This is a genomic window from Herbidospora sp. RD11066 (genome assembly GCF_054661255.1).
On sequence record NZ_BAAGDO010000010.1, the window covers coordinates 195,991 to 219,231 of the forward strand.

Annotated in this window: 20 protein-coding genes; 14 read left to right on the plus strand and 6 right to left on the minus strand. The window is 69.6% G+C overall.

The window, feature by feature from the left end:
- Positions 1–29: 29 nt before the first annotated feature.
- From ACYQ78_RS32260 to ACYQ78_RS32275, 4 genes are all read left to right on the plus strand, one after another.
- Positions 30–1,793, plus strand: coding sequence for an ABC transporter substrate-binding protein (locus tag ACYQ78_RS32260; RefSeq protein WP_459804730.1), 1,764 nt, complete (start codon positions 30–32; stop codon positions 1,791–1,793).
- A gap of 66 nt (positions 1,794–1,859) precedes the next feature.
- The gene (locus ACYQ78_RS32265) at positions 1,860–2,873 is read left to right on the plus strand and encodes an ABC transporter permease (protein WP_459804731.1); all 1,014 of its coding nucleotides are present in this window, start codon (positions 1,860–1,862) and stop codon (positions 2,871–2,873) included.
- Positions 2,870–3,892, plus strand: a complete 1,023-nt coding sequence (locus ACYQ78_RS32270) for an ABC transporter ATP-binding protein (RefSeq protein ID WP_459804732.1) — start codon at positions 2,870–2,872, stop codon at positions 3,890–3,892. The genes ACYQ78_RS32265 and ACYQ78_RS32270 overlap by 4 nt, the downstream gene beginning before the upstream one ends.
- The gene (locus tag ACYQ78_RS32275) at positions 3,892–4,905 is read left to right on the plus strand and encodes an ABC transporter ATP-binding protein (protein WP_459804733.1); all 1,014 of its coding nucleotides are present in this window, start codon (positions 3,892–3,894) and stop codon (positions 4,903–4,905) included. The genes ACYQ78_RS32270 and ACYQ78_RS32275 overlap by 1 nt, the downstream gene beginning before the upstream one ends.
- A 3-nt stretch (positions 4,906–4,908) precedes the next feature.
- Here ACYQ78_RS32275 and ACYQ78_RS32280 read toward each other — a convergent pair whose 3' ends face one another.
- Positions 4,909–5,583, minus strand: coding sequence for a hypothetical protein (locus tag ACYQ78_RS32280; RefSeq protein ID WP_459804734.1), 675 nt, complete (start codon positions 5,581–5,583; stop codon positions 4,909–4,911).
- 158 nt (positions 5,584–5,741) lie between these two features.
- On the opposite strand from ACYQ78_RS32280, the gene ACYQ78_RS32285 reads away from it, so the two are divergent.
- Genes ACYQ78_RS32285 through ACYQ78_RS32295 form a run of 3 tightly spaced genes read left to right on the plus strand, consistent with a single transcriptional unit; the run spans position 5,742 to position 8,705 of the window.
- Positions 5,742–6,596: an SCO3242 family prenyltransferase gene (locus tag ACYQ78_RS32285; protein WP_459804735.1), complete on the plus strand. Its 855-nt coding sequence runs from the start codon at positions 5,742–5,744 to the stop codon at positions 6,594–6,596.
- Positions 6,593–7,402, plus strand: coding sequence for a sugar phosphate isomerase/epimerase family protein (locus ACYQ78_RS32290; protein WP_459804736.1), 810 nt, complete (start codon positions 6,593–6,595; stop codon positions 7,400–7,402). Before ACYQ78_RS32285 ends, ACYQ78_RS32290 begins: the two co-directional genes overlap by 4 nt.
- Before the next feature lie 4 nt (positions 7,403–7,406).
- Positions 7,407–8,705, plus strand: coding sequence for an alkaline phosphatase family protein (locus ACYQ78_RS32295; protein ID WP_459804737.1), 1,299 nt, complete (start codon positions 7,407–7,409; stop codon positions 8,703–8,705).
- 18 nt (positions 8,706–8,723) lie between these two features.
- Here ACYQ78_RS32295 and ACYQ78_RS32300 read toward each other — a convergent pair whose 3' ends face one another.
- The 3 genes from ACYQ78_RS32300 to ACYQ78_RS32310 form a co-directional block, all read right to left on the minus strand.
- On the minus strand, positions 8,724–9,407 hold the full coding sequence (locus ACYQ78_RS32300) for a response regulator (RefSeq protein WP_066368353.1): 684 nt from the start codon (positions 9,405–9,407) through the stop codon (positions 8,724–8,726).
- Positions 9,408–10,592, minus strand: a complete 1,185-nt coding sequence (locus tag ACYQ78_RS32305; RefSeq protein WP_459804738.1) for a sensor histidine kinase — start codon at positions 10,590–10,592, stop codon at positions 9,408–9,410. It abuts the gene before it with no gap.
- A 63-nt stretch (positions 10,593–10,655) separates the two neighbouring features.
- The gene (locus tag ACYQ78_RS32310; protein ID WP_459804739.1) at positions 10,656–11,522 is read right to left on the minus strand and encodes a RecB family exonuclease; all 867 of its coding nucleotides are present in this window, start codon (positions 11,520–11,522) and stop codon (positions 10,656–10,658) included.
- A gap of 86 nt (positions 11,523–11,608) precedes the next feature.
- On the opposite strand from ACYQ78_RS32310, the gene ACYQ78_RS32315 reads away from it, so the two are divergent.
- Complete coding sequence (locus ACYQ78_RS32315; protein ID WP_459804740.1) at positions 11,609–12,727, plus strand: site-2 protease family protein; 1,119 nt, start codon at positions 11,609–11,611, stop codon at positions 12,725–12,727.
- A gap of 99 nt (positions 12,728–12,826) precedes the next feature.
- Positions 12,827–14,197 (plus strand): FHA domain-containing protein, encoded by a 1,371-nt coding sequence (locus ACYQ78_RS32320; protein WP_459804741.1) that lies wholly within the window; start codon positions 12,827–12,829, stop codon positions 14,195–14,197.
- 47 nt (positions 14,198–14,244) lie between these two features.
- Here ACYQ78_RS32320 and ACYQ78_RS32325 read toward each other — a convergent pair whose 3' ends face one another.
- Positions 14,245–14,829 (minus strand): TetR/AcrR family transcriptional regulator, encoded by a 585-nt coding sequence (locus tag ACYQ78_RS32325; RefSeq protein WP_459804742.1) that lies wholly within the window; start codon positions 14,827–14,829, stop codon positions 14,245–14,247.
- 39 nt (positions 14,830–14,868) lie between these two features.
- On the opposite strand from ACYQ78_RS32325, the gene ACYQ78_RS32330 reads away from it, so the two are divergent.
- The gene (locus tag ACYQ78_RS32330) at positions 14,869–15,777 is read left to right on the plus strand and encodes a carbohydrate kinase family protein (protein WP_459804743.1); all 909 of its coding nucleotides are present in this window, start codon (positions 14,869–14,871) and stop codon (positions 15,775–15,777) included.
- 13 nt (positions 15,778–15,790) lie between these two features.
- Entirely contained in the window at positions 15,791–17,014 is a 1,224-nt protein-coding gene (locus ACYQ78_RS32335; protein WP_459804744.1) for an aminotransferase class III-fold pyridoxal phosphate-dependent enzyme, read from the plus strand.
- On the opposite strand, the gene ACYQ78_RS32340 is transcribed toward ACYQ78_RS32335, so the two are convergent.
- Positions 17,001–18,098, minus strand: coding sequence for a GNAT family N-acetyltransferase (locus tag ACYQ78_RS32340; RefSeq protein ID WP_459804745.1), 1,098 nt, complete (start codon positions 18,096–18,098; stop codon positions 17,001–17,003). The two genes, ACYQ78_RS32335 and ACYQ78_RS32340, sit on opposite strands and share 14 nt — an antisense overlap.
- 61 nt (positions 18,099–18,159) lie before the next feature.
- Here ACYQ78_RS32340 and ACYQ78_RS32345 point away from each other — a divergent pair, with 61 nt between their 5' ends.
- From ACYQ78_RS32345 to ACYQ78_RS32355, 3 genes are all read left to right on the plus strand, one after another.
- A complete protein-coding gene (locus ACYQ78_RS32345) occupies positions 18,160–19,020 on the plus strand; it encodes a tRNA (adenine-N1)-methyltransferase (RefSeq protein WP_459804746.1) in 861 nt (286 codons plus the stop codon).
- 210 nt (positions 19,021–19,230) lie between these two features.
- Positions 19,231–20,994 carry a proteasome ATPase gene (arc, locus tag ACYQ78_RS32350; protein ID WP_459804747.1) on the plus strand — a complete coding sequence of 588 codons (1,764 nt, stop codon included), beginning with the start codon at positions 19,231–19,233 and terminating at the stop codon, positions 20,992–20,994.
- 921 nt (positions 20,995–21,915) lie between these two features.
- Entirely contained in the window at positions 21,916–23,232 is a 1,317-nt protein-coding gene (locus tag ACYQ78_RS32355) for an acyltransferase family protein (RefSeq protein ID WP_459804748.1), read from the plus strand.
- The last annotated feature ends 9 nt before the right edge of the window (positions 23,233–23,241 follow it).

Sequence of the window (23,241 nt, forward strand, 5' to 3'; positions counted from 1 at the left end):
CCCGGCTCCTACCAACAAGGGGTTTACGAATGAAGAAGAAAGCACTGGTCGTCTCGGCCGCCGGTGCCGTTCTCGCCTTGGCCCTGTCGGCCTGTGGCGGCGGCGGTACCGAAACGCCGGCCGCCGAGGGCGGCGGCACGTCCGCACCGGCCGCGGCCGGAGCGGCGGGCTTCAACGCCGGCCTCGAGAACGTGACCAACCCTTCCGACAAGAAGGGCGGCACGCTCAAGATGGCCGTCACCGAGGACTGGGACTCGGTGGACCCCGGTGACACCTACTACGGCATGTCGTGGAACCTGCTGCGCATCTACGGACGCCCGCTGGTGACCTACAACCCCGCTCCGGGTGCCAAGGGCCGCGAGCTCGTGCCCGACCTGGCCGAGAGCCTCGGTCAGGCGAGTGACGACGCCAAGACCTGGACCTACAAGCTCCGCGCCGGGCTGAAGTTCGAGGACGGCACCGCGATCACGTCCAAGGACGTGAAGTACGCCGTTCTCCGCCAGCTCGACAAGGAGACGTTCGTCAACGGTCCGACCTACTTCAACGACTGGCTGGACCTGCCGAAGGACTTCAAGTCGGTCTACACGACCCCCGACGTCAACACCGACTCGGCGATCGAGACCCCCGACGACCAGACGATCGTCTTCCACCTGAACAAGCCGTACGCCGGTTTCGACAACTTCGCCGCGCTCCCGGCCACCGTGCCGGTCCCGCAGGCCAAGGACACCGGCATCAAGTACCGCGACCACGTGATCGCGTCCGGTCCCTACAAGTTCGAGACCGTCGAGGCCGGCAAGCAGTACACGCTGGTCCGCAACGACCAGTGGGACCAGGCGACCGACCCGGTCCGCAAGGCGCTCCCGGACAAGTACGAGATCTCCCTGGGCGTCGAGGGCAACGACCTCGACAACCGGATCATCGCCGGCGACCTGCACGTCGACATCGCGGGCACCGGTGTGCAGCCGGCCGCCGTCGGCACGGTCACGACCGACCCGGCGCTGAAGGAGCGCGCGGACAACCCGGTCGCGGCGCGTACCTGGTACATCTCGATCCTCGGTGACGTCCCGCCGCTCGACAACATCGAGTGCCGCAAGGCCGTCATCTACGCCGCCGACCGCACCGGTCTCCAGAACGCCTACGGCGGCCAGTTCGCCGGCGACGTCGCCACCTCGCTGATGCCCCCGAGCATCGGCGGCTGGAAGAAGCTCGACCTCTTCCCGACCGCGTCGGGCGACGAGGCCAAGGCCAAGGAGGCGCTGGCCGCCTGCGGTCAGCCCAACGGCTTCGAGACCACGATGACCTTCCGCTCCGACCGTCCCAAGGAGGTCGCGGCCGGCGAGTCGATGCAGCAGGCGCTCGCCAAGGTCGGCATCAAGCTGACCCTGAAGGGCTTCCCGACCTCGGAGTACTACACCGCTTACGCCGGTAAGCCCGAGTACACCAAGGCCAACGGCATCGGCCTGGCCACCAACGGCTGGGGCGCCGACTGGAACGACGGCTTCGGCTTCCTGTCGCAGATCATCGACAGCCGCACGATCCGCGCGGCCGGCAACTACAACCTCTCGGTCAAGGACCCCGCGGTCGACGCGCTCGTCGACAAGGCGTTCGCCGAGCAGGACACCGCCGCCCGTGACGCCATCTGGGGCGAGGCGGACCAGAAGGTCATGGAGGGCGCCTACGTCCTCCCGGCCGTCTACGCCAAGGGTCTGCTCATCCGGGGCAAGGGCGTGACGAACCAGTTCGTCACCGGTGCCTTCGACATGTACGACTACCTGGCGCTCGGCGTCGAGTAATCCGGCCTAGTTCGGCAGGCAGGGGGCCGGTCCGGCCGGACCGGCCCCCTTTGCCGAGGGGGGACAGTGGTCACCTATATCATCAGGCGCCTGATCGGCGCTCTGGCCATGCTGTTCATCGTCAGCGCGGTCACTTTCTCGATCTTCTTCGTGGTGCCCCGCCTGGCGGGCGTCACGGCCGACGACATCGCCAACCGCTACGTCGGCCGCGCGGCCACCGCCGAGACCGTGGTCGCCGTCGCGGAGAAGCTCGGGCTGCACGACCCCGTCGTGGTCCAGTACGGCCGGTGGGTGAAGGGCATCTTCGTCGGGGCCGACTACGACTACGGCAAGGGTGTCGAGTTCTGTCCCGCCCCCTGCTTCGGCTACTCGTTCGTCACCAAGCAACCGGTCTGGCCCGACCTGATGGACCGGCTACCCGTGACGCTCTCCCTGGCGGCGGGCGCCTCGGTCATCTGGCTGGTGATCGGCGTCTCGGTCGGCGTGCTGTCGGCGCTGCGCAGAGGCTCGGTCTTCGACCGGGGAGCGATGATCATCGCCTTGGCGGGCGTCTCGCTGCCCCCGTTCTTCACCGGTCTGGTGGCGCTGTCGATCCTGTCGTACAGCTGGGGCATCACCGCGCCGGGCGGCGCCTACGTACCGTTGACGGAGGATCCCGTCCAGTGGGCCTACAGCCTGATCCTGCCGTGGCTCACCCTGGCGTTCCTGAACGCGGCGGCCTACGCCCGCCTCACCCGTGCCGGCATGCTCGACACCCTGGGTGAGGACTACATACGTACTGCCAGAGCCAAGGGCCTGCGGGAACGGGTGGTCATCGGCAAGCACGGCCTGCGGGCCGCGCTGACCCCGATCGTCACGATCTTCGGTCTCGACGTCGGCATCCTGGTCGGCGGCGCCATCCTGACGGAGAACGCCTTCTCCCTCCAGGGCCTCGGCAAGTACGCCACCACCGCCATCGCCGCCCAGGACCTGCCCAAGATCATGGGCTTCACCATGCTGGCCGCGTTCTTCATCGTCGTGGCCAACCTCATCGTCGACCTGTTGTACGCGGTCGTGGACCCGAGGGTGCGGCTGTCATGACCTTTCTCCAGCTCAAGGATCTGAAGATCCACTTCCCGACCGACGACGGCCTGGTCAAGTCGGTCGACGGCCTGTCGTTCGACCTCGAACGCGGCAAGACGCTCGGCATCGTGGGCGAGTCGGGGTCCGGCAAGAGCGTCACCTCGCTCGGCATCCTCGGCCTGCACAAGGGCGGCCGGGCGAAGATCTCGGGAGAGGTCTGGCTCGACGGCGAGGAGCTCGTCTCGGCCAGCGCCGAGCACGTGCGGACGCTGCGCGGCAAGAAGATGGCGATGATCTTCCAGGACCCGCTGTCGGCGATGCACCCCTACTACACCGTGGGCGACCAGATCATCGAGGCGTACCGGATCCACAACGCCGTCTCGAAGAAGGTCGCCAAGAAGCACGCGATCGACATGCTCGGCCGGGTCGGCATCCCGCAGCCCGACCGCCGCGTCGACAGCTACCCGCACGAGTTCTCGGGCGGCATGCGCCAGCGCGCGATGATCGCCATGGCCCTGTCGTGCGACCCCGAGCTGCTGATCGCCGACGAGCCGACCACCGCGCTCGACGTGACCGTGCAGGCCCAGATCCTCGACCTGATGCGCGACCTCCAGCGCGACTTCAACGCCGCGCTGATCATCATCACCCACGACCTGGGTGTGGTCGCCGAACTGTCCGACGACATCCTCGTCATGTACGGCGGCAAGTGCATCGAGTACGGCTCCGCCGACGACATCTTCGAGCGGCCGGAGCACCCGTACACCTGGGGTCTACTGGGGTCCATGCCCCGCCTCGACCGCGAGGTGACCGAGCGGCTGCTGCCGATCAAGGGCTCCCCGCCCTCGCTCATCAACGTGCCGTCCGGCTGCGCCTTCCACCCCCGCTGCGCCTTCGAGCCGCGCAACGAGGGCAAGGGCCGCACGCTGGTGCCCGACCTGGTCGAGACCGAGGGGGGCCACCTGGTGCGCTGCCACCTCCCCCGCGAGGAGCGGCGGGCCATCTGGGCCACCGAGATCAAGCCGAAGCTGGAGTCCTGATGACCGAGACCATCCTGTCCGTCCAGGGGCTGGAGAAGCACTTCCCGGTCACCAAGGGCCTGTTCAAGACCCAGGTGGGCGCCGTCAAGGCGGTCGACGGCATCAGCTTCGACGTCCGCAAGGGCGAGACGCTGGGCCTGGTCGGCGAGTCGGGCTGTGGCAAGACCACCACCGGGCGGCTGATCACCCGGCTGATCGAGCCGACCGGCGGGCAGATCAGCTTCGAGGGTCACGACATCACGCACATGAAGCAGGGCAAGCTGCGCCCGCTGCGCCGTGACATGCAGATGATCTTCCAGGACCCCTACAGCTCGCTGAACCCCCGGCACACCGTCGGGGCCATCGTCGGGGCGCCGTTCCGGATCCAGGGCATCCAGACCGAGCAGGGGACGAAGAAGGCCGTCCAGGAGATCCTGGAACTGGTCGGCCTCAACCCCGAGCACTACAACCGCTACCCCCACGAGTTCTCCGGCGGCCAGCGGCAGCGCATCGGCATCGCCCGCACGCTCGCCCTGAAGCCCAAGCTGATCATCGCCGACGAGCCGGTGTCGGCCCTCGACGTGTCGATCCAGGCCCAGGTCGTCAACCTGCTGGAAGACCTGCAGAACGAGCTCGACCTGACCTACGTGGTGATCGCCCACGACCTGTCGGTCGTGCGGCACATCTCCGACCGGGTCGCGGTCATGTACCTCGGCAAGATCGTCGAGATCAGCGACCGCGTCGGCCTGTACGCCTCGCCGATGCACCCCTACACCAACGCCCTGCTGTCGGCCGTGCCGATCCCCGACACCCGCAAGCGCGAGGGCCGCGAGCGCATCCGCCTCACCGGTGACGTGCCCTCCCCGCTCAACCCGCCCCCGGCGTGCCGCTTCCACACGCGCTGCTGGAAGGCCCAGGAGATCTGCAAGACCACCGAGCCGCCCCTGGCGGAACTGGCCCCCGGCCACGCCGTGGCCTGCCACTTCCCGGAGAACGCCCCGGCGAAGACGGAGACCCCGGCCACGGTGGCCTGAGCCTCAGTGCCCCCGGTCCGCCTTCGCGGGCCGGGGGGCGTCGTCGTTCCACCTCGGGATGACGCGCGGGCGCGGCGGGGCCGGATTCTGCGGCGGCATCGTCCGCACGAGCGGCACGCCGTTCAGGTCCTCCAGGAGCCTCCGGTGGACGGATGACGTGGTCATCCGGATGACGCGCCCGTCGGGCATGCGGATGGTCACCACCGCCTGACCGTGTTCGCGATGGCGGTGACCGGGGGTGTCCACCCGGATGGAGGCGCCCTCACGGGCGAGTTCGTGGTCGCTTCCGCGCAGGGTGTACGCCAGGCGTTCCTGGTTGACGTTGACGACCGCGCCGACCCAGCCCGTCTCCGTCTCGATCTTCGCGTCGACGCCCCTGAAGCCGTCGGGCCGGCCGTGCAACGGCGTGAACAGCCGCCAGGTGAGACGGCTCAGCACCCGCCGGATGGCCCACCCGATGTTGGCCCGGATCCCGATGAGGATGCCCACGGGATAGAAGAGCACCCACACCACGGGCGTGAGGACGACGAACAGGATCCTTTCCGTGACCCCGAGAACCCTCCCCACGACCCCGAGGGTCCGGCCGGTCCGCGTCCGGCGCTCGTCGTCGTCGAGGCCCTCGCCGAGGAGCCACTTCCCGATGATCCGCCCTGGAGTGAGGTTCTTCTTCTCGGCCATCGGCCCTCCCGTTCCCCGTTGTTCAGACGACGAGCGGTGATCGAACCGAGTTCCCTATGTGCGCATATATCCCTAGAAGCAGGTCAAGGACTCGCTTCCGGATGAAAAGTCTGGAAACATCCGATCGTCTAGCTTGGGTAAGTGATCGGAAGCCGTAAATGAGTCGAATCGGGTTGAAGGCGGCACTCGAACTGGTGCGTGCCCCCGCCACCCTCTCCGTCCCCGGCGACACCATGGCGGGCGCCTCGCTCGCCGGGCGCAGGGGGACCCCCGCGCTGGCGGTGGCCTCGGTGCTGCTCTACTGGGCCGGGATGGCGCTGAACGACTGGGCCGACCGGGACATCGACGCGATCGAGCGGCCCGAACGGCCGATCCCCTCGGGGCGGATCTCGGCGAACCAGGCCCTCGGCATCGCCGCCGGGCTCACCGGCGCCGGGATCGCCGTGGCCGCGGCTGCGGGCGGCAAGAAGGGCCTGGCCATCGCGAGCTTGCTGGGGGCGGCGGTGTGGGCGTACGACATGGGACTGAAGCACACCCCGGCCGGTCCCGCCTCGATGGCGGCCTGCCGCACGCTCGACGTGATGCTCGGCGCCGGCAAGGCCACCCCGATGGCCTTCGCCGTCGGCGCGCACACCTACGGCATCAGCATCCTCGGCCGCGCCGAGGTGTCCGGGGCGAGCCCGGCCACGGTCAGGGGCGCGCTGGCCTGTACGGCCGCCGCCACCGGCCTGGCGGCCGTCTCGGTCGCCCAGGGCGCGGGTTCGGCCACCGACAAGGCCGCGGCGGCCGCCCTCATCGCGGGCTACGCCGCCAGTGGCGGCCGGGCGACGCTGGCGCTGCGCGGCAAGCCCGACCCCGAGCAGGTGCGGCAGGCGGTGCGCGCCTCGATCATGGGCTTCGTGCCGCTTCAGGCGGCGGCGGTGGCGGGCGGCGGCAAGACCCGCAGCGCGATCGGCCTGGTGACCGCGCTCCCGGTCGGCCGCTGGCTCTCGTCCAAGATGTCGACCGCATGAACTTCGGTTACTGCTCCAACGGGTTCCGCGACCACTCCCTGGACGACGCGCTCACCGTGCTCGCCGACCTGGGCTACATGGGAGTGGCGCTCACCCTCGACCACGGCCACCTGGGTGCCGACCCGACCTTCGACGAGGTCAGCAAGGTCGCGACCAAACTGGGCCGCCTCGGCATGAACGTGGTCGTCGAGACGGGCGGGCGTTACACCCTCGACCCGTTCCGCAAGCACTACCCGACCTTCCTGCACGAGGATGCCGCCCCGCGGCTCGCCTACACCAAGAGGGCCATCGAGGTCGCGGCCGACCTGGGCGCCCCGGTCGTCCACTTCTGGAGCGGCATCCGCCCGGCCGAGGTCCCCGAGGACCTCGCGTGGGACCGGCTGACGGCCCACTGCGAAACCCTGCTGGCCAGTGCCGAGGAGCACGACGTGGTGCTCGGGTTCGAACCCGAGCCCGGCATGCTCGTCGACGACCTGGCCGCCTACGAACGGCTGCGCAAGCGGCTGGGGGAGCCCGACCGGTTCGGGCTGACCCTCGACATCGGGCACTGTCAGTGCCTGGAGCCCTGGCCGGTCGCCGAGTGCGTCCGGCGGGCGTCGCCCTACCTGGTACACGTCCAGATCGAGGACATGCGGCGCGGTGTCCACGAACACCTGGAGTTCGGCGACGGAGAGATCGAGTTCGGGCCCGTTCTGGCGGAGCTGGCCGAATTCGACGGGATGATCGCGGTCGAGCTGGCCCGGCACAGCCATGCCGCCCCGGCGGTCGCCCAGAGGTCCATCGATTTCCTCAGAGGATTGCGATAAAACCATGCTCGTTATCAACGTGGTCGGGCTCACCCCGCGGCTGCTCGCCCACATGCCCAACGTGTCGAAGCTGGGCAACGCCGCCGCCCTGACGCCGGTGCTGCCCGCGGTGACCTGCTCGGTCCAGGCCTCCATCGTGACCGGCGCGATGCCCCGTGACCACGGCATCGTCGGCAACGGCTGGTACTTCCGCGACCTCGGCGAGGTCTTCCTGTGGCGCCAGCACAACGCCCTCATCCAGGGCGAGCAGATCTGGGACGTCACCCGCGACCTGAAGACCGCCAACATCTGCTGGTGGTACGCCATGGGCACCAACTCCGACTTCGTCGTGACGCCCCGCCCGATCTACCACGCCGACGGCGCCAAGTCGCCCGACGCCTACGTCCGCCCGCCGGAGTGGCACGACAGGCTCACCGGCTCGCTGGGTGAGTTCCCCCTGTTCACCTACTGGGGCCCGAACGCCGGCATCACCTCGTCGAACTGGATCGTGGGCGCCACCCGGAAGATCATCAACGAGGAGAAGCCCGACCTCACGATGGTCTACATCCCGCACCTCGACTACGACCTCCAGCGCTTCGGCCCCGACTCCCAGCAGGCGATCGACGCCGCCAAGGCCGTCGACCAGGCCCTGGTCCCGCTGCTCGACCAGAACCCGGTCATCCTGTCGGAGTACGGCATCACTAAGGCGTCCAAGGCCGTCGACATCAACCGCGCCCTGCGGCGCGAGGGCCTCCTGGAGGTCTACACCCAGGTCGGCATGGAGTATCTCGACCCGTGGACCAGCCGCGCCTTCGCGGTCTCCGACCACCAGATCTCGCACGTGTACGTGAAGGACTCCGCCGACATCCCGCGCGTCCGCGACCTGATCGCGGGCCTCGACGGCGTCGACGAGGTCCTCGACCAGGCCGGCAAGGAGAAGTACGGCCTCGACCACGAACGCGCCGGGGAACTGGTCGCCGTGGCCGAGCCGGACGCGTGGTTCACCTACTACTACTGGCTCGACGACGACCGCGCCCCCGACTTCGCGAAGCTGGTCGAGATCCACCGCAAGCCCGGCTACGACCCCGCCGAGCTCTTCATGACCAGCAAGGCCATCGCCGCCAAGGCCCTCCTGCGCAAGAAGATGGGCTTCCGGTACGAGATGTCCGTCGTCCCCCTCGACCCCCACCAGGTGTCGGGCAGCCACGGCCGCCTCCCGGACTCCCCGGAGGACGGCCCGGTCCTGATCGGCCCGTGGGACGGCGACAGCTACCACGCGACCGACGTGAAGGACCTCCTGCTGAAGGAACTCCGCCGGAGCTGAGCCCGCAGGGCGGTCGTGCTAGGGATGCGCGCCGGGCGTGATGAGCCCGGTCTCGTAGGCCAGCACGACCGCCTGCACCCGGTCGCGCAGGCCCAGTTTGGTCAGCACGTTGCCCACGTGGGTCTTCACCGTCGTCTCGCTGACCACCAGCTCGCGGGCGATCTCGGCGTTGGACAGCCCCTTGGCGATCAGCTTGAGGACCTCGAGCTCCCGCTCGGTCAGCCGGGCCAGCCGGGTCGGGGACGCCTGCTGGTGGGCCGACGGCAACCGGCTGGCGAACTTGTCGAGCAGCCGCCGCGTCACGCTCGGCGCCACGATCGCGTCTCCGGCCGCCACCACGCGGATCGCCTGGAGCAGCTCGACCGGCGGCACGTCCTTCAGCAGGAACCCGCTCGCGCCCGCCCGCAGCGCCTCCACGATGTATTCGTCGAGGTCGAACGTGGTCAGCACCAGCACCCGGGGCACATGGGCCGACGCCGGGGCGTCGCGGACGATGCGGCGGGTGGCCTCGATGCCGTCCATGCCGGGCATCCGGATGTCCATCAGCACGACGTCGGGCAGCAGCGCGCGCGACTGGTCCATCGCGGTCGAGCCGTCACCGGCCTCGCCGACGACGGTCACATCGGTCTCGGCCTCCAGGATGAACCTGAACCCCGTGCGCAGCAGCGGCTGGTCGTCGACCAACAGCACCCTGATCGGCATTTATCTGTCCTTGAGGGGAAAGCGGGCCCGGACCTCGAATCCGCCCCCCGGTCGCGGGCCGATCCGCAGAACTCCACCATAGAGGGCAACTCGCTCCTTGATGCCCACGAGCCCGTGCCCCTTGCTGCCGTTCTCCCTTTTCAGGACCAGCCCGCGCCCGTCGTCTTCGACGTGGACCATCAGCTCGCCGGCCTCGTGGCGGACCGTCACCCACGCCCGAGCGGCGGGCCCGGCGTGCCGCAGGCTGTTGGTCAGCGCCTCCTGCACCAGCCGGTAGGCGGCCAGGTCGACGCCGGGGGGCAGCTGCCGCGCCTCGCCCTCCAGCCAGAGCTGGGTGGTCAGCCCCGCCTCGCGCATCTGGTCGACGAGGCCGGGCAGGTCGTGCATGCCGGGCTGCGGCCCGCGCTCGGCGGGGCCGTCGGTGCGCAGCACGCCGACGATGCTGCGCATCTCGGCCATCGCGGTGCGGCCCATCTCCTCGATGGAGACCAGCGCGTCGCGCGCCACCTGCGGGTCCTTCTCCAGCATCGTCCGGGCGGCGGCGGCCTGGACGGTCATCACCGAGACGTGGTGGGCGACGACGTCGTGGAGCTCCCTGGCGATCCGCGACCGCTCCTCGGCGCGGGCCGCCCGGGTGTCGGCCTCGCGGGCGCGCTCCAGCCGGTCGGCCCGGTCGACGAGTTCCCCCAGATAGGCCCGTCTCAGCCGGGTCGTGCGCCCGGTCACCCACACCAGCGCCGTGACGACCACGATGATGGCGTGGTCGGTCCAGACGAGCTGCGGATTGCCCGGCAGCGCCCCGGCCAGATAGCCGGTCATGACCAGCACCGCCGCCAGCACGCTGAGCGCCAGCCCCCGCTGGGTGGCGACCGTGTAGAGCAGGATCATCGCCGCCAGGTCGGCCAGCCCGGCGCTGTAGTCGAGCACGTTGAGCACCACGACCGGCACCGTCGTCGCCGCCAGCACCAGGAACGGCCATCGGCGGCGCAGCGCGAGCGGCGCCGTACAGGAAACGATCAGTACGAGGCTGAACGGATCGGCGGGCCGCTGCGGGAAGGCCGACAGCCCCTCCCACTCGACGGCGGCGTGCGGCCCCACGGACAGGGCGAAGAGCAGCGAGAACGCGGTCATCACGACCGCGAGCACTGAGTCGCTGATCAGCTGCCGGCGGGGGGAGGTGCGCACGCAACAAATTTAGGCCGCCTCCGGCGCGCAGACCTCATCCCTAGGAACGAGCCGCCCGGGGCCTCAGAGCTCGTCGGTCGCCGCCCGGGCGGCCGGCAGCCGCCGGGTCGGGCGGGGCCGCTGCTCGGGGACGGGCGGGGGAGTGCCGCCGAACTCGGGGCACAGGGCCTGGTGGTCGCACCAGCCGCACAGGCGCGACGGGCGGTGGTGCCACTCGCGCGTGGTCAGCGACCGCTCGATCGCCTGCCACAGCGCCTCGACCTTGCGCTCGGTCGCGCGCAGGTCGGCCTCGTCGGGGGCGTAGCGCAGCACCTCGCCGCCGCCGCCCAGGTAGACGAGCTGGAGCAGCCGGGGGATCTCGCCGCGCTGGCGCCACAGCACCAGGGCGTAGAACTTCATCTGGAACAGCGCCTTGGCCTCGAACTGCGGACCGGGCGCGGCGCCCGTCTTGTAGTCGACCACCCGGATCTCGCCGGTGGGCGCCACGTCGAGCCGGTCGACGTAGCCGCGCAGCATGAGCCCGCTGTCGAGCACCGCCTCGACATAGAGCTCGCGCTCGGCCGGTTCGAGCACTGTCGGGTCTTCGAGGGTGAAGTAGCGGTCGACCATGCCGCGCGCCTGCTCCAGCCACTCGTCGCGCTCGGTGTCGGCCTCGAACAGGCCCTGGTAGGCGGGCTCCTCCTCCAGCAGCCGGCGCCACTGCGGTTCGAGCAGGTCGCGGGCGGCCGTGGCGGTGCGGGCGCCGGGCGGCAGGTCGTAGAGGCGTTCGAGCACGGCGTGGACGAGCGTGCCCCGCACCGCCGCCGGAGAGGGCTTCTCGGGAAGCTGGTCGATCACCCTGAACCGGTAGAGCAGCGGGCAGGTCATGAAGTCACCGGCACGGGAGGGGGACAGCGCGCCGATGACGGCGCGCTCCTCGGTCAGGGTCATGCCCAGACCTTAGGCCATGCCTCCGACACTTCTCCGGGCAGATCGCGCGCGTAGGATCCATGCCAAGGAAGGGGAACCAGACCACTATGAGCACACCGTCTCCGGGGCTGCGGATGGGACGCCCGTTCGGGATCCCGGTTTACGTGTCTCCGACGTGGCTGATCGTCGCCGCGTTCATCACGTTCATCTACGAACCGCAGGTAGCCGCCCAGCTCCCGCAGTTCTCGCAGTTCGTCCACTATTCGATCGCCCTGCTTTTCGCGGTGCTGCTCTACATATCGGTTCTGCTCCACGAACTGGCCCACTGCGTCGTCGCCAAGGCCTTCGGGCTGCCGGTGAAACAGATCACCCTCTATCTCCTGGGCGGGGTCTCGGAGATCGAGAAGGAGCCCGACACCCCCGGCAAGGAGTTCCTGGTCTCGTTCGTCGGGCCGGTCGCCTCGCTGGGCCTGGCGGGCGTCTTCCTGGGTCTCAAGCAGGTCGTCGAGCCCAACACGATCCCCTGGGTGCTCCTCGACATCCTCGTGTGGTCGAACCTGATCGTCGGCCTGTTCAACCTGCTGCCCGGCCTGCCGCTCGACGGCGGCCGCATGCTCAGGGCCGGTGTGTGGAAGATCACCCGCAACTCCAACTCCGGCACCGTGGCCGCGGGCTGGGTCGGGCGCGGCCTGGCGGTCGTCCTGGTGCTGTCCCTGTTCGTGCTGCCCCTCATGGCCGGTCAGGAGCCCGATTTCACCTCGATCCTCTGGTCGATGATCCTGGCCTCCTTCATCTGGATGGGCGCCTCGCAGTCGCTCCGCGTCGCCAAGGTCCGCTCCAAGCTGCCCCAGGTGCGCGCCCGCGCGCTGGCCCGCAGGGCGCTCCCGGTCACCTCCGACGTCCCGCTGGCCGAGGCGCTCAGGAGGGCACGTGAGAGCGGTGCGGGGGCGCTGGTGATCGTCGATCACGAAGGCCGCCCGACGGCGATCGTGAACGAGGCCGCGGTCAACGCCACCCCCGAGCCGCGCCGTCCCTGGATCAACGTCGGGTCGCTGTCGCGCACCCTCGAACCGGCGCTCGTCCTGGGCGCCGACCTGGAGGGAGAGTCCTTGATCGACGCCATGCGCGACAACCCGGCGGGCGAATATCTGCTCGTCGAAAGGGGCGGCGAAATCTACGGCGTGCTCGCCACAGCCGACGTCAATCGGGTGTTCACCGGCGTCTGACCAGATCGGGAGCGATTACCCCCACTCGTCATCTGGCGCGCGCACCACTAATGTTCTGGTCAAACGATCAGAAGATAGGTTTGGCCGGAGGAGAGTTCTGTGACGGAGCAGGGCGCGGGGGTGGTCCGTCCGCTTCCGGGTGACGGGGTGGTCGCTCACCTGAACGGGCTGGCGCTGGTGTGCGGGCCGGGCTCGGCGCAGGTGGAGGAGTTGCTCGACGCGGTGCGGGAGACCGCCGAGACCGGAGGCGACGGACGCACGCTCGTCCGTAAGGTCGCCAAGGTTCTGGCGCGCTCCATGGACGACGAGCCGCCCGCGATCGCGGTCGCCGGTCCCTCGGGCGGCGGTGTGGCGGTGCTGGTGTCGGGCACGGCCTCGGCCCACCTGTTCGGCACCCCCGACGGCGACTTCGTGCTCTCCGGCCAAGACGCGCTCACGTGGAACGATCGCCTGGTGGCAGGCCCGGTCGGCCGGGTCGAACTGCGGCTTCCGGGCTCGGGCCCCTCCAGCCCCTACTCGCGCCTCGACGGCGGCGTGGTGGCGGGCGGCGGCGCCGAGATCGACTACACGGCGACCGGTCACACGGTCCACCGGCAGGTGCCGATCCAGCAGCCCTCCCCGCAGCCGCAGCAGCAGGGTCACGGTCATCCCTACGCCTCGCAGCCCTCGGGCCCGCAGCAGCCGATGATCCCCCACCAGCCGCCGCCCCCGACGCCGTACAACCAGCCGTCCTACGACCCGCAGCCCCACGACTACCCGCCGCCCTACGAGCAGCACCAGCCGGTGCAGCCCCCGCCGCCGCCCGGCCCCGGCCCGTTCGGCCCGCCGCCCGGCCTGCCGATGGGGCCGCCTCCGACGATCATGGATCCGCCGCAGCCCGTCCACGAGGAGCGGCGCCACGACAGCGGCCACTTCGAGCCGCAGCCGCAGCCCGAGCCCCCGGTCGAAGACGCGAGCGACTCCACCCAGATGGACGCCGCCCCCGAGCGCCTCGGCCCCATGGTCCACGGCGTCGACTGCAAGAACGACCACTTCAACGACCCGCGCGCGCCCTACTGCGCGGTCTGCGGCGTGCCGCTGTCGACCCGTGACCTCGTGCCCTACAAGGGCCCGCGCCCCGCGCTCGGCGTCCTGTTGCTCGACGACGGCATGGCGCTGACCCTCGACAGCGACTACATCCTCGGCCGCGACCCCGAGCGCGCCCCCGAGGTCCAGTCGGGCGACGCCCACCCGGCCAGGGTGACCAGCCCCGACGGCTCGGTCTCCCGCCGCCACCTGCGCGTCACCCTGGAGAACTGGGACGTCAACCTGATCGACCTCGGCTCGGTCAACGGCACCCAGATCCAGCCGCCGGGCGACCCCAACTTCTACGACATCCCCCCGAACGAGTCGGTCACGATCATGCCCGGCACCACCGTCCGGGTCGGGGTCTCGCGCACGATGCGCTTCGAGCCCCACCGCAACGCCTGACGCCCGCACCCCGGCTCACGGTCCCCACCGCGAGCCGGGCCCGTCTCTCAGGGCAGCCGGAGCCGGTCGAGCTCCGCGATCATGATCTCCTCTGTCCGCGACGCCCGGTCGGGGTAGAGCAGGCGGTGCAGGCTCAGGCCGTCCACCAGAGCCAGGAGTCTCTCGGCGGTGTCGTCGAGGCCCTCATCCGCGATCTCGCCCGAGTCGGCGGCGCTCTGGAGCAGGCTGCGGACCAGCAGATGCAGATCGCCCGCCTCCTCCCGCTGCACCCGCAACAACGCCGGTGAGGTCAGGCTGCGGGCCCAGAAGCCGATCTCCAGGCTCGTCTCCCGCTCCCGTTCCTCCTCAAGTGGCAGGTTGTCCAGGAGGAGTTCGCGCAGCGCCGTCAGCCCGGTCAGGCCCGTCAGTTTCTCGGCCAGGCGCTCGGTGATCCTCCGGTGGCTCGACTGGAGCGCCGACAGCAGGATCTCGTCCTTGTCGGCGAAGTAGTGGGTCAGGACGCCGTTCGAGTAGCCGGCCTCCTTGGCGATCGCCCGGGTGGTCGCGGCCTCGATACCCCCGCGCAGGATGATGCGGCGGGCGGCCGCCACGACCTCTTCCCTGCGTTCGTCATGGTTCACGATCTTCGGCATGTTGACATTTTAGTCGGGCGCCCGTCTATCATCCAGGCCATGTCGGTAGTCACACTCGGCGTCCACATCGTGGACGTGCTCGCCCGGCCCGTCGAGTCGATCCCGGCCGGCCAGGACACCCATCTGGTCGAGCAGGTGCGCATCACCGCGGCCGGGGCCGCCGCCGGGACCGCCGTCGTCCTGGCGAGGCTGGGGGTCCCGGTCGTCTCGCTGGGCGCGATCGGCGGCGACGAACTGGGCGACTTCCTGCTCATGGTCATGAACCGCCACGGCGTCGACGTGTCGAAGATCACCCGCAGGCCGGGGGAGCAGACCGCCGCCTCGATCCTGCCCATCCGGCCCGACGGCGGGCGGCCCTCGTTCCACGTCCCCGGCGCCAACCTGGGCCTGTCCCTCGCCGACGTCGACGTCGACGCGATCAGGCGGGCGAAGGTCGTCCACCTCGGCGGCATGGACGCCACCTGGGGCCTCCACGACCCCGCCTTCCACACGCTCCTGGACGAGATCCGCGCCGCCGGCACCCAGGTCACCCTCGACCTGCTGTCGAACATGGCCGATCTGATGCCGGCCGCGAAGACCTTCCTGCCCCACGTCGACCACTTCCTGCCCAACGAGGAGCAGGCCCTCCTGATGACCGGCGCCGCCACGGTCGAGGAGGCCGCGCTCCAGCTCCTCGCCGAGGGTCCACGCACCGTGGTCGTCACACTGGGCGCCGAGGGCAGCCTGATCGCCACGTCCGAGGGCCTCACGAAGGTGCCCGCCGAGGACGTGCCGGTCGTCGACACGACCGGATGTGGTGACGCCTACTGCGCGGGCTTCGCCGCCGGGCTGCTCACCGGGCGGTCGGTGCTCGAATCGGCCCATCTCGGCACCGCCGTCGCCGCCCGCGTGGCGGGGGGCCTCGGCTCCGACGCGAACCTGGACGGCGCCGCCGCCCTCCTGGCCTGAGAGGAAGTTCCCCATGTCCCTGGACGCCGATCTGCGCGCCCGCGCCGCCAAGGTCATCCCCGGCGGCATGTACGGCCACCTCAACGCCGCCCTCCACGGCGACACCTACCCCCAGTTCTTCGTCCGCGCCGAGGGCGCCCGCCAGTGGGACGCCGACGGCCGGGAGTACCTCGACCTCATGTGCTCCTGGGGCCCCATGATCGTCGGCCACCGCAACCCCCGCGTCGAGGAGGCGGCGGCGAAGCTCCAGGCGCAGGGCGACTGCCTCAACGGCCCCGGGCCGATCATGGTCGAGCTGGCCGAGCTGCTCGTCGACCTCATCCCGGCCGCCGAGTGGGCCATGTTCTCCAAGAACGGCACCGACGCCACCACCCAGGCCCTCATGGTCGCCCGCGCCGCCACGGGCCGCACGAAGGTCCTGATCGCCCACGGCGCCTATCACGGCGCCGACCCGTGGTGCACTCCGGGCCTTTCGGGCGTCACGCCCAACCAGCGGGCGGACACGGTCGAGTTCACGTACAACAGCCTGGAGGACGCCGAACGCGCCGCCGCCGAGGCGGGCGACGACGTCGCGGCGATCCTGGTGACCCCGTTCAAGCACGACTCGTTCGAGGACCAGGAGCTCGCCGAGGCCGGTTTCGCGCGCGGGATCCGGGCGCTGGCCGACCGTCTGGGGGCCGCCCTGGTGATCGACGAGGTCCGCGCCGGGTTCCGGCTCGACCTCCGGGGCACCTGGGAGTCGTTCGGGGTACGACCCGACCTGTCGGCCTGGTCCAAGGCGATGGGCAACGGGCATCCGATCGCCGCCGTCACCGGGGTCGACTCCCTCAAGAACGCAGCTCAGACCCTCTATTCGACCGGTTCGTTCTGGTTCTCCTCGGCCGCGATGGGCGCTGCGAAGGCCACGATCGAGCTCCTCCGGGAGTCCGACGGACCGGCGCTCATCGAACGCGCGGGGTCGAGGCTGCGTACCGGACTGTATGAGCAGGCCAAGAGCCACGGCATCACGATCAACCAGACGGGCCCGGTGCAGATCCCGTGGCTCTCGTTCGAAGGCGACGCGACGCTCGAGCAGGGCGTCTTCTGGGCGGGCGCCTGCCTGGCCGAGGGGGTCTACGTCCACCCTTGGCACAACTGGTTCCTGTCGACCGCCCACACCGACGCCGAGATCGACCGGGCCCTGGCGGGCACCGACGCCGCGTTCGCCGCGACCACCCGGCGGTTCAGCGGAGCCTGAGCCATTCGACGTTGTCGGTCCAGGTCCCGTCGGGACCGGGCAGATACTCCTTCTGGGTCCCGCCCCGGGTGAACCCGGCCCTCTCCAGCACCGCCTGGGAGGCCAGGTTCCCCGGGTTGGTCCCGGAGATCAGCCGCCGCAGGGACGCCTCGGTGAACGCCCACCCGGCCAGCAGCTCGACCGCCCGGGTCACCAGCCCCCGGCCCCGGAAGTCGCTGTGCAGGCTGTAGCCGACCATGGCCTCCCGCATCGGCGGCGTCAGGTGCGAGAGCTGGATGTCACCGGCGAACGCGCCGGTCGCGGCGTCGCGGATGGCCATCTCGGCCTGGATGCCGACCAGCCAGCGGTAACCGGCGCCCTTGCACCGGTAGAGGGTCTCCTCGAACGGCGGCGCCTCCGGCGGCACCCGGTACCGCACGACGTCGGGCAGCGAGGCCACCGCCTGGTACGCCGGTGCGTCGTCGGCCGTCAGCATGGTGAGCGTGACGACGCCGTCGGTGAGGCCGCCCGGGGGCAGGAACGGCAGGAAGGGCCTGATCGGCTCGCCGGGGTCGCCCGGCAGCCGGCCGAACAGCGCCATGTCGGCCCGGCCGCCACCGGGCAGCGGCCCGGCGCCGCGGCGCATCCCCTCGTGGCGGAACCCGGCGGCCAGCGCGACCTTCTGCGAGGCCACGTTCTCCATCTCGGCGACCAGGTGCACCCGGGGAGCGCCGTGCTCGAAGGCCCACGCGGTCAGCGCGCGCAGCGCCGCCGTGGCGACGCCCTTCTCGCGGGCCCACGGGGCCACCCAATAGCCCACCTCGACGTTGCCGAACCGGTCGGGCACGTGCAGCCCGATCACGCCGTTCAGCTCATCGGTCTCCGAGTCGGCCACGACGAACTCGGCGCCGCCCGCCCCCCACCGGGCCTCGGTGATGTCCGTCAGCCACGCACGGGCGTCTTCCTCGGTGTACGGGCTCGGGAGGGTCGTGATGAAACGCTGCGTCAGCGGGTCGGAGCAGGCGCGCACGACGGCCGGGACGTCGGCCTCGGTGGAGGCCCTCAGGGTGACGGGCCCGGCTGAGATGGATTCGCGGGGGAACATGGCCCATTGCTACCAGTCGTCCGAGTCGGGGGACAAACGTTTTGCCATTAGCCTTGCCGCCATGGGTTTTCGCAGGCACGGCCCGTTCCAGGCCGGAGATCAGGTTCAGCTCACCGATCCGAAGAACAAGCGTCACACCCTGACGCTCAAGGAGGACGGCGTCTTCCACAGCCACAAGGGGTGGATCGCGCATTCCGACCTGATCGGGCAACCTGAGGGCTCCGTGGTGCGGTCGTCGGGCGGGATTCTTTACCTGGCGTTCCGTCACCTGCTGTCCGACTACACCCTTTCGATGCCCCGCGGCGCGGCCGTGATCTACCCGAAGGACTCCGCGCAGATCGTCGCGATGGCCGACATCTTCCCGGGCGCCAAGGTCGTGGAGGCCGGCGTCGGCTCGGGCGCGCTGTCGTGCTTCCTGCTGCGCGCCGTCGGCGCCGAGGGCACTTTGACCTCCTACGAGCGCCGGGCCGACTTCGCCGAGGTCGCGACCAAGAACGTGACGAAGTTCTTCGGCGAGGAGATGAAGCAGTGGCGCCTGGTCGTCGGTGACTTCAACGAGGCCCTCGACGAGACCGACGTCGACCGGATCATCCTCGACATGCTCGCCCCCTGGGAGTGCGTCGACGCCGCGAGCAAGGCTCTCACCCCCGGCGGCGTGATCTGCTGTTACGTGGCCACGACCACCCAGTTGTCAAGAACCGTCGAGACACTTCGCGATCACGGGAGTTTCACGGAGCCCAAGGCGTGGGAGACCCTCATTCGCGACTGGCATGTCGAAGGTCTCGCCGTCCGTCCCGATCACCGCATGGTCGGGCACACCGGCTTCCTCGTCACCGCCCGCCGCATGGCGGACGGCGTCACGCCGCCGCCGAGGCGCCGCCGCCCGGCAAAGGGGGCGTATGGGGAGGGTACGGAAGACTAGTGACGATTTAGCGGCAAACAGGCAAACAAGCGTGACAGTGGGAACAAACACCGTGTTCCATGTGCTCACGCAGATAAACCCTCCGAAAAGGCATCAACTACCAAACACTCCACGTAACTAGACGAACACCAGTGGGCTACGTTTTTCAAGGCCGTCAGATTGGTAGGGACTTGAGTAGTCTTTCCTCTACTGGGAAGGAGGTGACGGGGCGTGGCAGCTCGCGATGACGCAGAGGCTCGGGCCGCGCAGCGCGAACGGGAGGTCGCCGACCTCACAACACAGGTCTCCTTCCTTCAGGAGGAGATCACCGCGTTGCGCCGCAAGCTTGCGGAATCCCCCCGCCAAGCGCGGGTGCTGGAGGAGCGTCTTCACGACGTTCAAGCTCAGGTGGTCGCCCTCACAGGCCAGAACGAACGGCTCGTGGCCACCCTCAAGGAGGCCAGGGACCAAATAGTCGCCCTCAAGGAGGAGGTCGACCGGCTGGCGCAACCGCCATCCGGTTTCGGCGTCTTCCTCGAGGCCAGAGAAGACAGCACGATCGAGGTGTTCACCGGCGGGCGCAAGCTACGGGTGAACGTCAGCCCCGCCGTCGACGTCGACTCGCTGAAGCGTGGCCAGGAGGTCATGCTCAACGAGGCGCTGAACGTGGTCGAAGCCCTCGGCTTCGAAGACGTGGGCGAGATCGTCATGCTGAAGGAGCTGCTCGAAGACGGGCAGCGCGCGCTCGTGATATCGCACGCCGACGAAGAGCGCGTGGTCAAGCTCGCCGAGTCGCTGCTCAACCAGCCGATAAGGTCGGGCGACTCTCTCCTGCTCGAACCACGTTCGGGTTACGTCTACGAGCGCATTCCCAAGTCGGAGGTCGAGGAGCTCGTCCTCGAAGAGGTGCCCGACATCTCTTACGACGAGATCGGCGGCCTGCGCGGGCAGATCGAGCAGATCCGGGACGCCATCGAGCTTCCCTACCTGCACGCCGACCTGTTCCGGGAGCACAAGCTCCGCCCGCCGAAGGGTGTGCTGCTCTACGGCCCGCCCGGTTGCGGCAAGACGCTCATCGCCAAGGCCGTCGCCAACTCCCTGGCCAAGCAGGTCGCGGAGAAGACCGGCCAGTCCGGCAAGAGCTTCTTCCTCAACATCAAGGGCCCGGAGCTCCTGAACAAATACGTCGGTGAGACCGAGCGGCACATCCGCCTGGTCTTCCAGCGGGCGCGTGAGAAGGCGTCCGAGGGCACCCCGGTGATCGTGTTCTTCGACGAGATGGACTCGATCTTCCGCACCCGCGGATCCGGTGTGTCGTCCGACGTCGAGAACACCATCGTCCCTCAGCTGCTGTCGGAGATCGACGGCGTCGAGGGCCTGGAGAACGTCATCGTCATCGGCGCCTCCAACCGCGAAGACATGATCGACCCGGCGATCCTGCGGCCAGGCCGCCTCGACGTGAAGATCAAGATCGAGCGGCCGGACGCCGAAGCGGCGAAGGACATCTTCTCCAAGTACCTGATCTCGGAACTCCCACTGCATCCCGACGACCTCGCCGAGCACGGCAGCAGCCGTGAGTCGACGATCTCCGAGATGATCCAGCGGGTCGTCGAGCGCATGTACAACGAGATCGAGGAGAACCGCTTCCTCGAGGTGACCTACGCCAACGGCGACAAGGAAGTCCTCTACTTCAAGGACTTCAACTCGGGCGCGATGATCCAGAACATCGTCGACCGGGGCAAGAAGATGGCGATCAAGCAGTTCCTGGAGACGGGCCAGAAGGGCCTGCGCATCCAGCATCTGATGGCCGCCTGCGTCGACGAGTTCCGGGAGAACGAAGACCTCCCGAACACCACCAACCCCGACGACTGGGCCCGCATCTCCGGCAAGAAGGGCGAGCGGATCGTCTACATCCGCACCCTCGTGCAGGGCAAGCAGGGCACCGAGGCCGGCCGGTCGATAGACACGGTCGCGAACACGGGACAGTACCTGTAGGGATTTACGCAAAACGGCACGTCTCCCACTTTGGGGGACGTGCCGTTTTTGTTTGTCACGTCTTGCTTGTGGTGTTGACGTTGTAGCGTTGCCGGCTGTGCGGTATTGGTGCGGATTTAAATGTGGCGGGCTGACGTGACGCGGGGGACGTGGAACGGAGAGCAGCCCTGGCCGTCCGACCCGGGGGATGCACGAGTGTGGCCCAAGGGCCCCGAGGCGCCACAGGACGCCCGCGTGTGGCCCGAGGGACCCCCGACGGCGCCGGGAGCGCCTCAGGCGTGGCCGGGCACACCACAGGCGAACCAGGAGACACCACGATCCGACCCGCCCCCAGCGCCCGACTTCCCCGCCTGGCCGGGCGGCCCGCCCCTCGCTTCCGCGAGCGCCCCGGGCCCTTCCGATGCGCGGACCTGGCCGGGAGAGCCGGAGGCCGCTGCCCCGGAGATCGCTGCCCCCGACGCTCGTGCGTGGCCGGGTGGACCGCCCCTCGCCCAAGGGCAGGGCGCGTCGCCTCTTGTGCAGGGGCAGAGCGGACCGCCTCTTGTGCAGGGGCAGGGCGGACCGCCTCTTGGCCAGGGGCCGGGTGTGCCGTCGGGGCCCGCGGATGTGCGAGCCTGGCCGGGCGCACCTGAGGCGGCCGCTCCGGATGCGCCCGCCTGGCCTGAGGCGGCTGTAGCTCCGGTTCCGAGGACGGTGACGCCCACTTCCGACGCCCGGGTGTGGCCTGTCGGCCCCCAGGCGACGCCGGGGGCGTCTCAGAGCTGGCCGGGCGTTCCGCAGGCGAACCCGGAGGCGGCTCGTGCTGACGGGACCTCGGGGGCGGATGTCCATGCATGGCCGGTTGGTGCGTCCGGGCCGACGGATGTTCGTGCCTGGCCCGGTGGTGCCGGGGATATACACGCCTGGCCGGGAGCTTCGGCCGTGCCGGTGGAGGGCGCGCCCGCCGTTGACGTGACGGCGGCGCGGCCCGGGCCCGGGACGTGGAACGGGGGCTCCGAGGCGCCGGTGACCGGGCAGTTCCTGGGGTTATCCCAGGATGTGGCGGCGCTGGAGAGAGAAGCGTCCGCCGGGCGTGGTGGGCGGAGGCGGGGTGGGGTGGCCACGGCGCCGCCCCCGCCCGTGGCGGAGGCCGATCCGCGGACCGGGCTCGCGCCGCCGGTGCGGCGGCCTCGGCTGGTCGAGCTCGATCTGCTGCGGTTCATCGCGGCGTTCGCCGTCATGGCGTTCCACTACATGGCCGCGTCGCGGTCGCTCTGGGACGCCCAGCCGGTCGAGCTGTTCGCGCCGGTCAAGTACCTCACGACGCTCGGCATCCTCGGGGTCGAGCTGTTCTTCCTCATCAGCGGGTTCGTCATCCTGATGAGCGCCTGGGGCCACAGCCTGCGGCGGTTCGCGGTGTCACGGTTCGCGCGGCTCTATCCCGCCTACTGGTTCACCGTGATCGCCTTGTACGTGCTCTATACGTACACGAGCACGGAGGCCTTCAAGCCCAATCTGGACACCACCGGGTACGTGATCAATCTCACGATGCTGCAGGAGGCGTTCGGCGTCATTCCCGCCGGGGGGGTGTTCTGGTCCCTTTGGGTGGAGCTGAAGTTCTACTTCCTGATCTCGATCATCGTGATCATGGGGGTCAACCTGCGGCGGGCCATGGCGTTCATGTGGGTGTGGCTGGCCGCGGCGATCTTCGCCGAGTGGCTGCAGCACTGGCTGGTCACCGAGATCTTCATGCCGCGGCAGGCGCCCTACTTCATCGCCGGCATGGCCTTCTACCTGATCCACCGCGAGGGCTCGACCGTCACTCGCTGGGGGTTCGTCCTGGTGAGCTACTCCTGTTCCGTGTACGTCGCCCTGGAGCGGATGCAGAGCCGGATCGACGCCGTGGGGAGCAAGAACTTCCCGGCGCCCGACCCGGCGGTCATCGCCTGGATCACGGTCATCTACCTGCTCATGGCGGCGGTGGCCCTGGGGTGGCTGCGGTGGGTCCGCTGGCGGGCGCTGACCACGGTGGGGGCGCTCACCTACCCCCTCTACCTGGTACATCAGAACGTCTCGGCGGTACTTATCCCGGAATTCCGGGAATCTATAAACCCGTGGCTACTCGTCGGGGGCACGATGCTGGCATCGATTCTGCTGTCGTATGCTGTATACCGGCTTGTTGATCGCCCAGGTCAGCGGTTGCTACGCCGTCTGATGGGCAGGAGCCCTGTGGAACAACGCCAGGCATCGGTGCCGTAACTGTCTGGT

Coding starts and splice junctions, on each gene's coding strand:
- ACYQ78_RS32325 (WP_459804742.1), bottom strand. CDS start 14,829: ATGCCGAAGATCGTGAACCATGACGAACGCAGGGAAGAGGTCGTGGCG.
- ACYQ78_RS32335 (WP_459804744.1), top strand. CDS start 15,791: ATGTCCCTGGACGCCGATCTGCGCGCCCGCGCCGCCAAGGTCATCCCC.
- ACYQ78_RS32270 (WP_459804732.1), top strand. CDS start 2,870: ATGACCTTTCTCCAGCTCAAGGATCTGAAGATCCACTTCCCGACCGAC.
- ACYQ78_RS32315 (WP_459804740.1), top strand. CDS start 11,609: ATGAGCACACCGTCTCCGGGGCTGCGGATGGGACGCCCGTTCGGGATC.
- ACYQ78_RS32275 (WP_459804733.1), top strand. CDS start 3,892: ATGACCGAGACCATCCTGTCCGTCCAGGGGCTGGAGAAGCACTTCCCG.
- ACYQ78_RS32330 (WP_459804743.1), top strand. CDS start 14,869: ATGTCGGTAGTCACACTCGGCGTCCACATCGTGGACGTGCTCGCCCGG.
- ACYQ78_RS32310 (WP_459804739.1), bottom strand. CDS start 11,522: ATGACCCTGACCGAGGAGCGCGCCGTCATCGGCGCGCTGTCCCCCTCC.
- ACYQ78_RS32260 (WP_459804730.1), top strand. CDS start 30: ATGAAGAAGAAAGCACTGGTCGTCTCGGCCGCCGGTGCCGTTCTCGCC.
- ACYQ78_RS32295 (WP_459804737.1), top strand. CDS start 7,407: ATGCTCGTTATCAACGTGGTCGGGCTCACCCCGCGGCTGCTCGCCCAC.
- ACYQ78_RS32345 (WP_459804746.1), top strand. CDS start 18,160: ATGGGTTTTCGCAGGCACGGCCCGTTCCAGGCCGGAGATCAGGTTCAG.
- ACYQ78_RS32300 (WP_066368353.1), bottom strand. CDS start 9,407: ATGCCGATCAGGGTGCTGTTGGTCGACGACCAGCCGCTGCTGCGCACG.
- ACYQ78_RS32290 (WP_459804736.1), top strand. CDS start 6,593: ATGAACTTCGGTTACTGCTCCAACGGGTTCCGCGACCACTCCCTGGAC.
- ACYQ78_RS32340 (WP_459804745.1), bottom strand. CDS start 18,098: ATGTTCCCCCGCGAATCCATCTCAGCCGGGCCCGTCACCCTGAGGGCC.
- ACYQ78_RS32280 (WP_459804734.1), bottom strand. CDS start 5,583: ATGGCCGAGAAGAAGAACCTCACTCCAGGGCGGATCATCGGGAAGTGG.
- ACYQ78_RS32285 (WP_459804735.1), top strand. CDS start 5,742: ATGAGTCGAATCGGGTTGAAGGCGGCACTCGAACTGGTGCGTGCCCCC.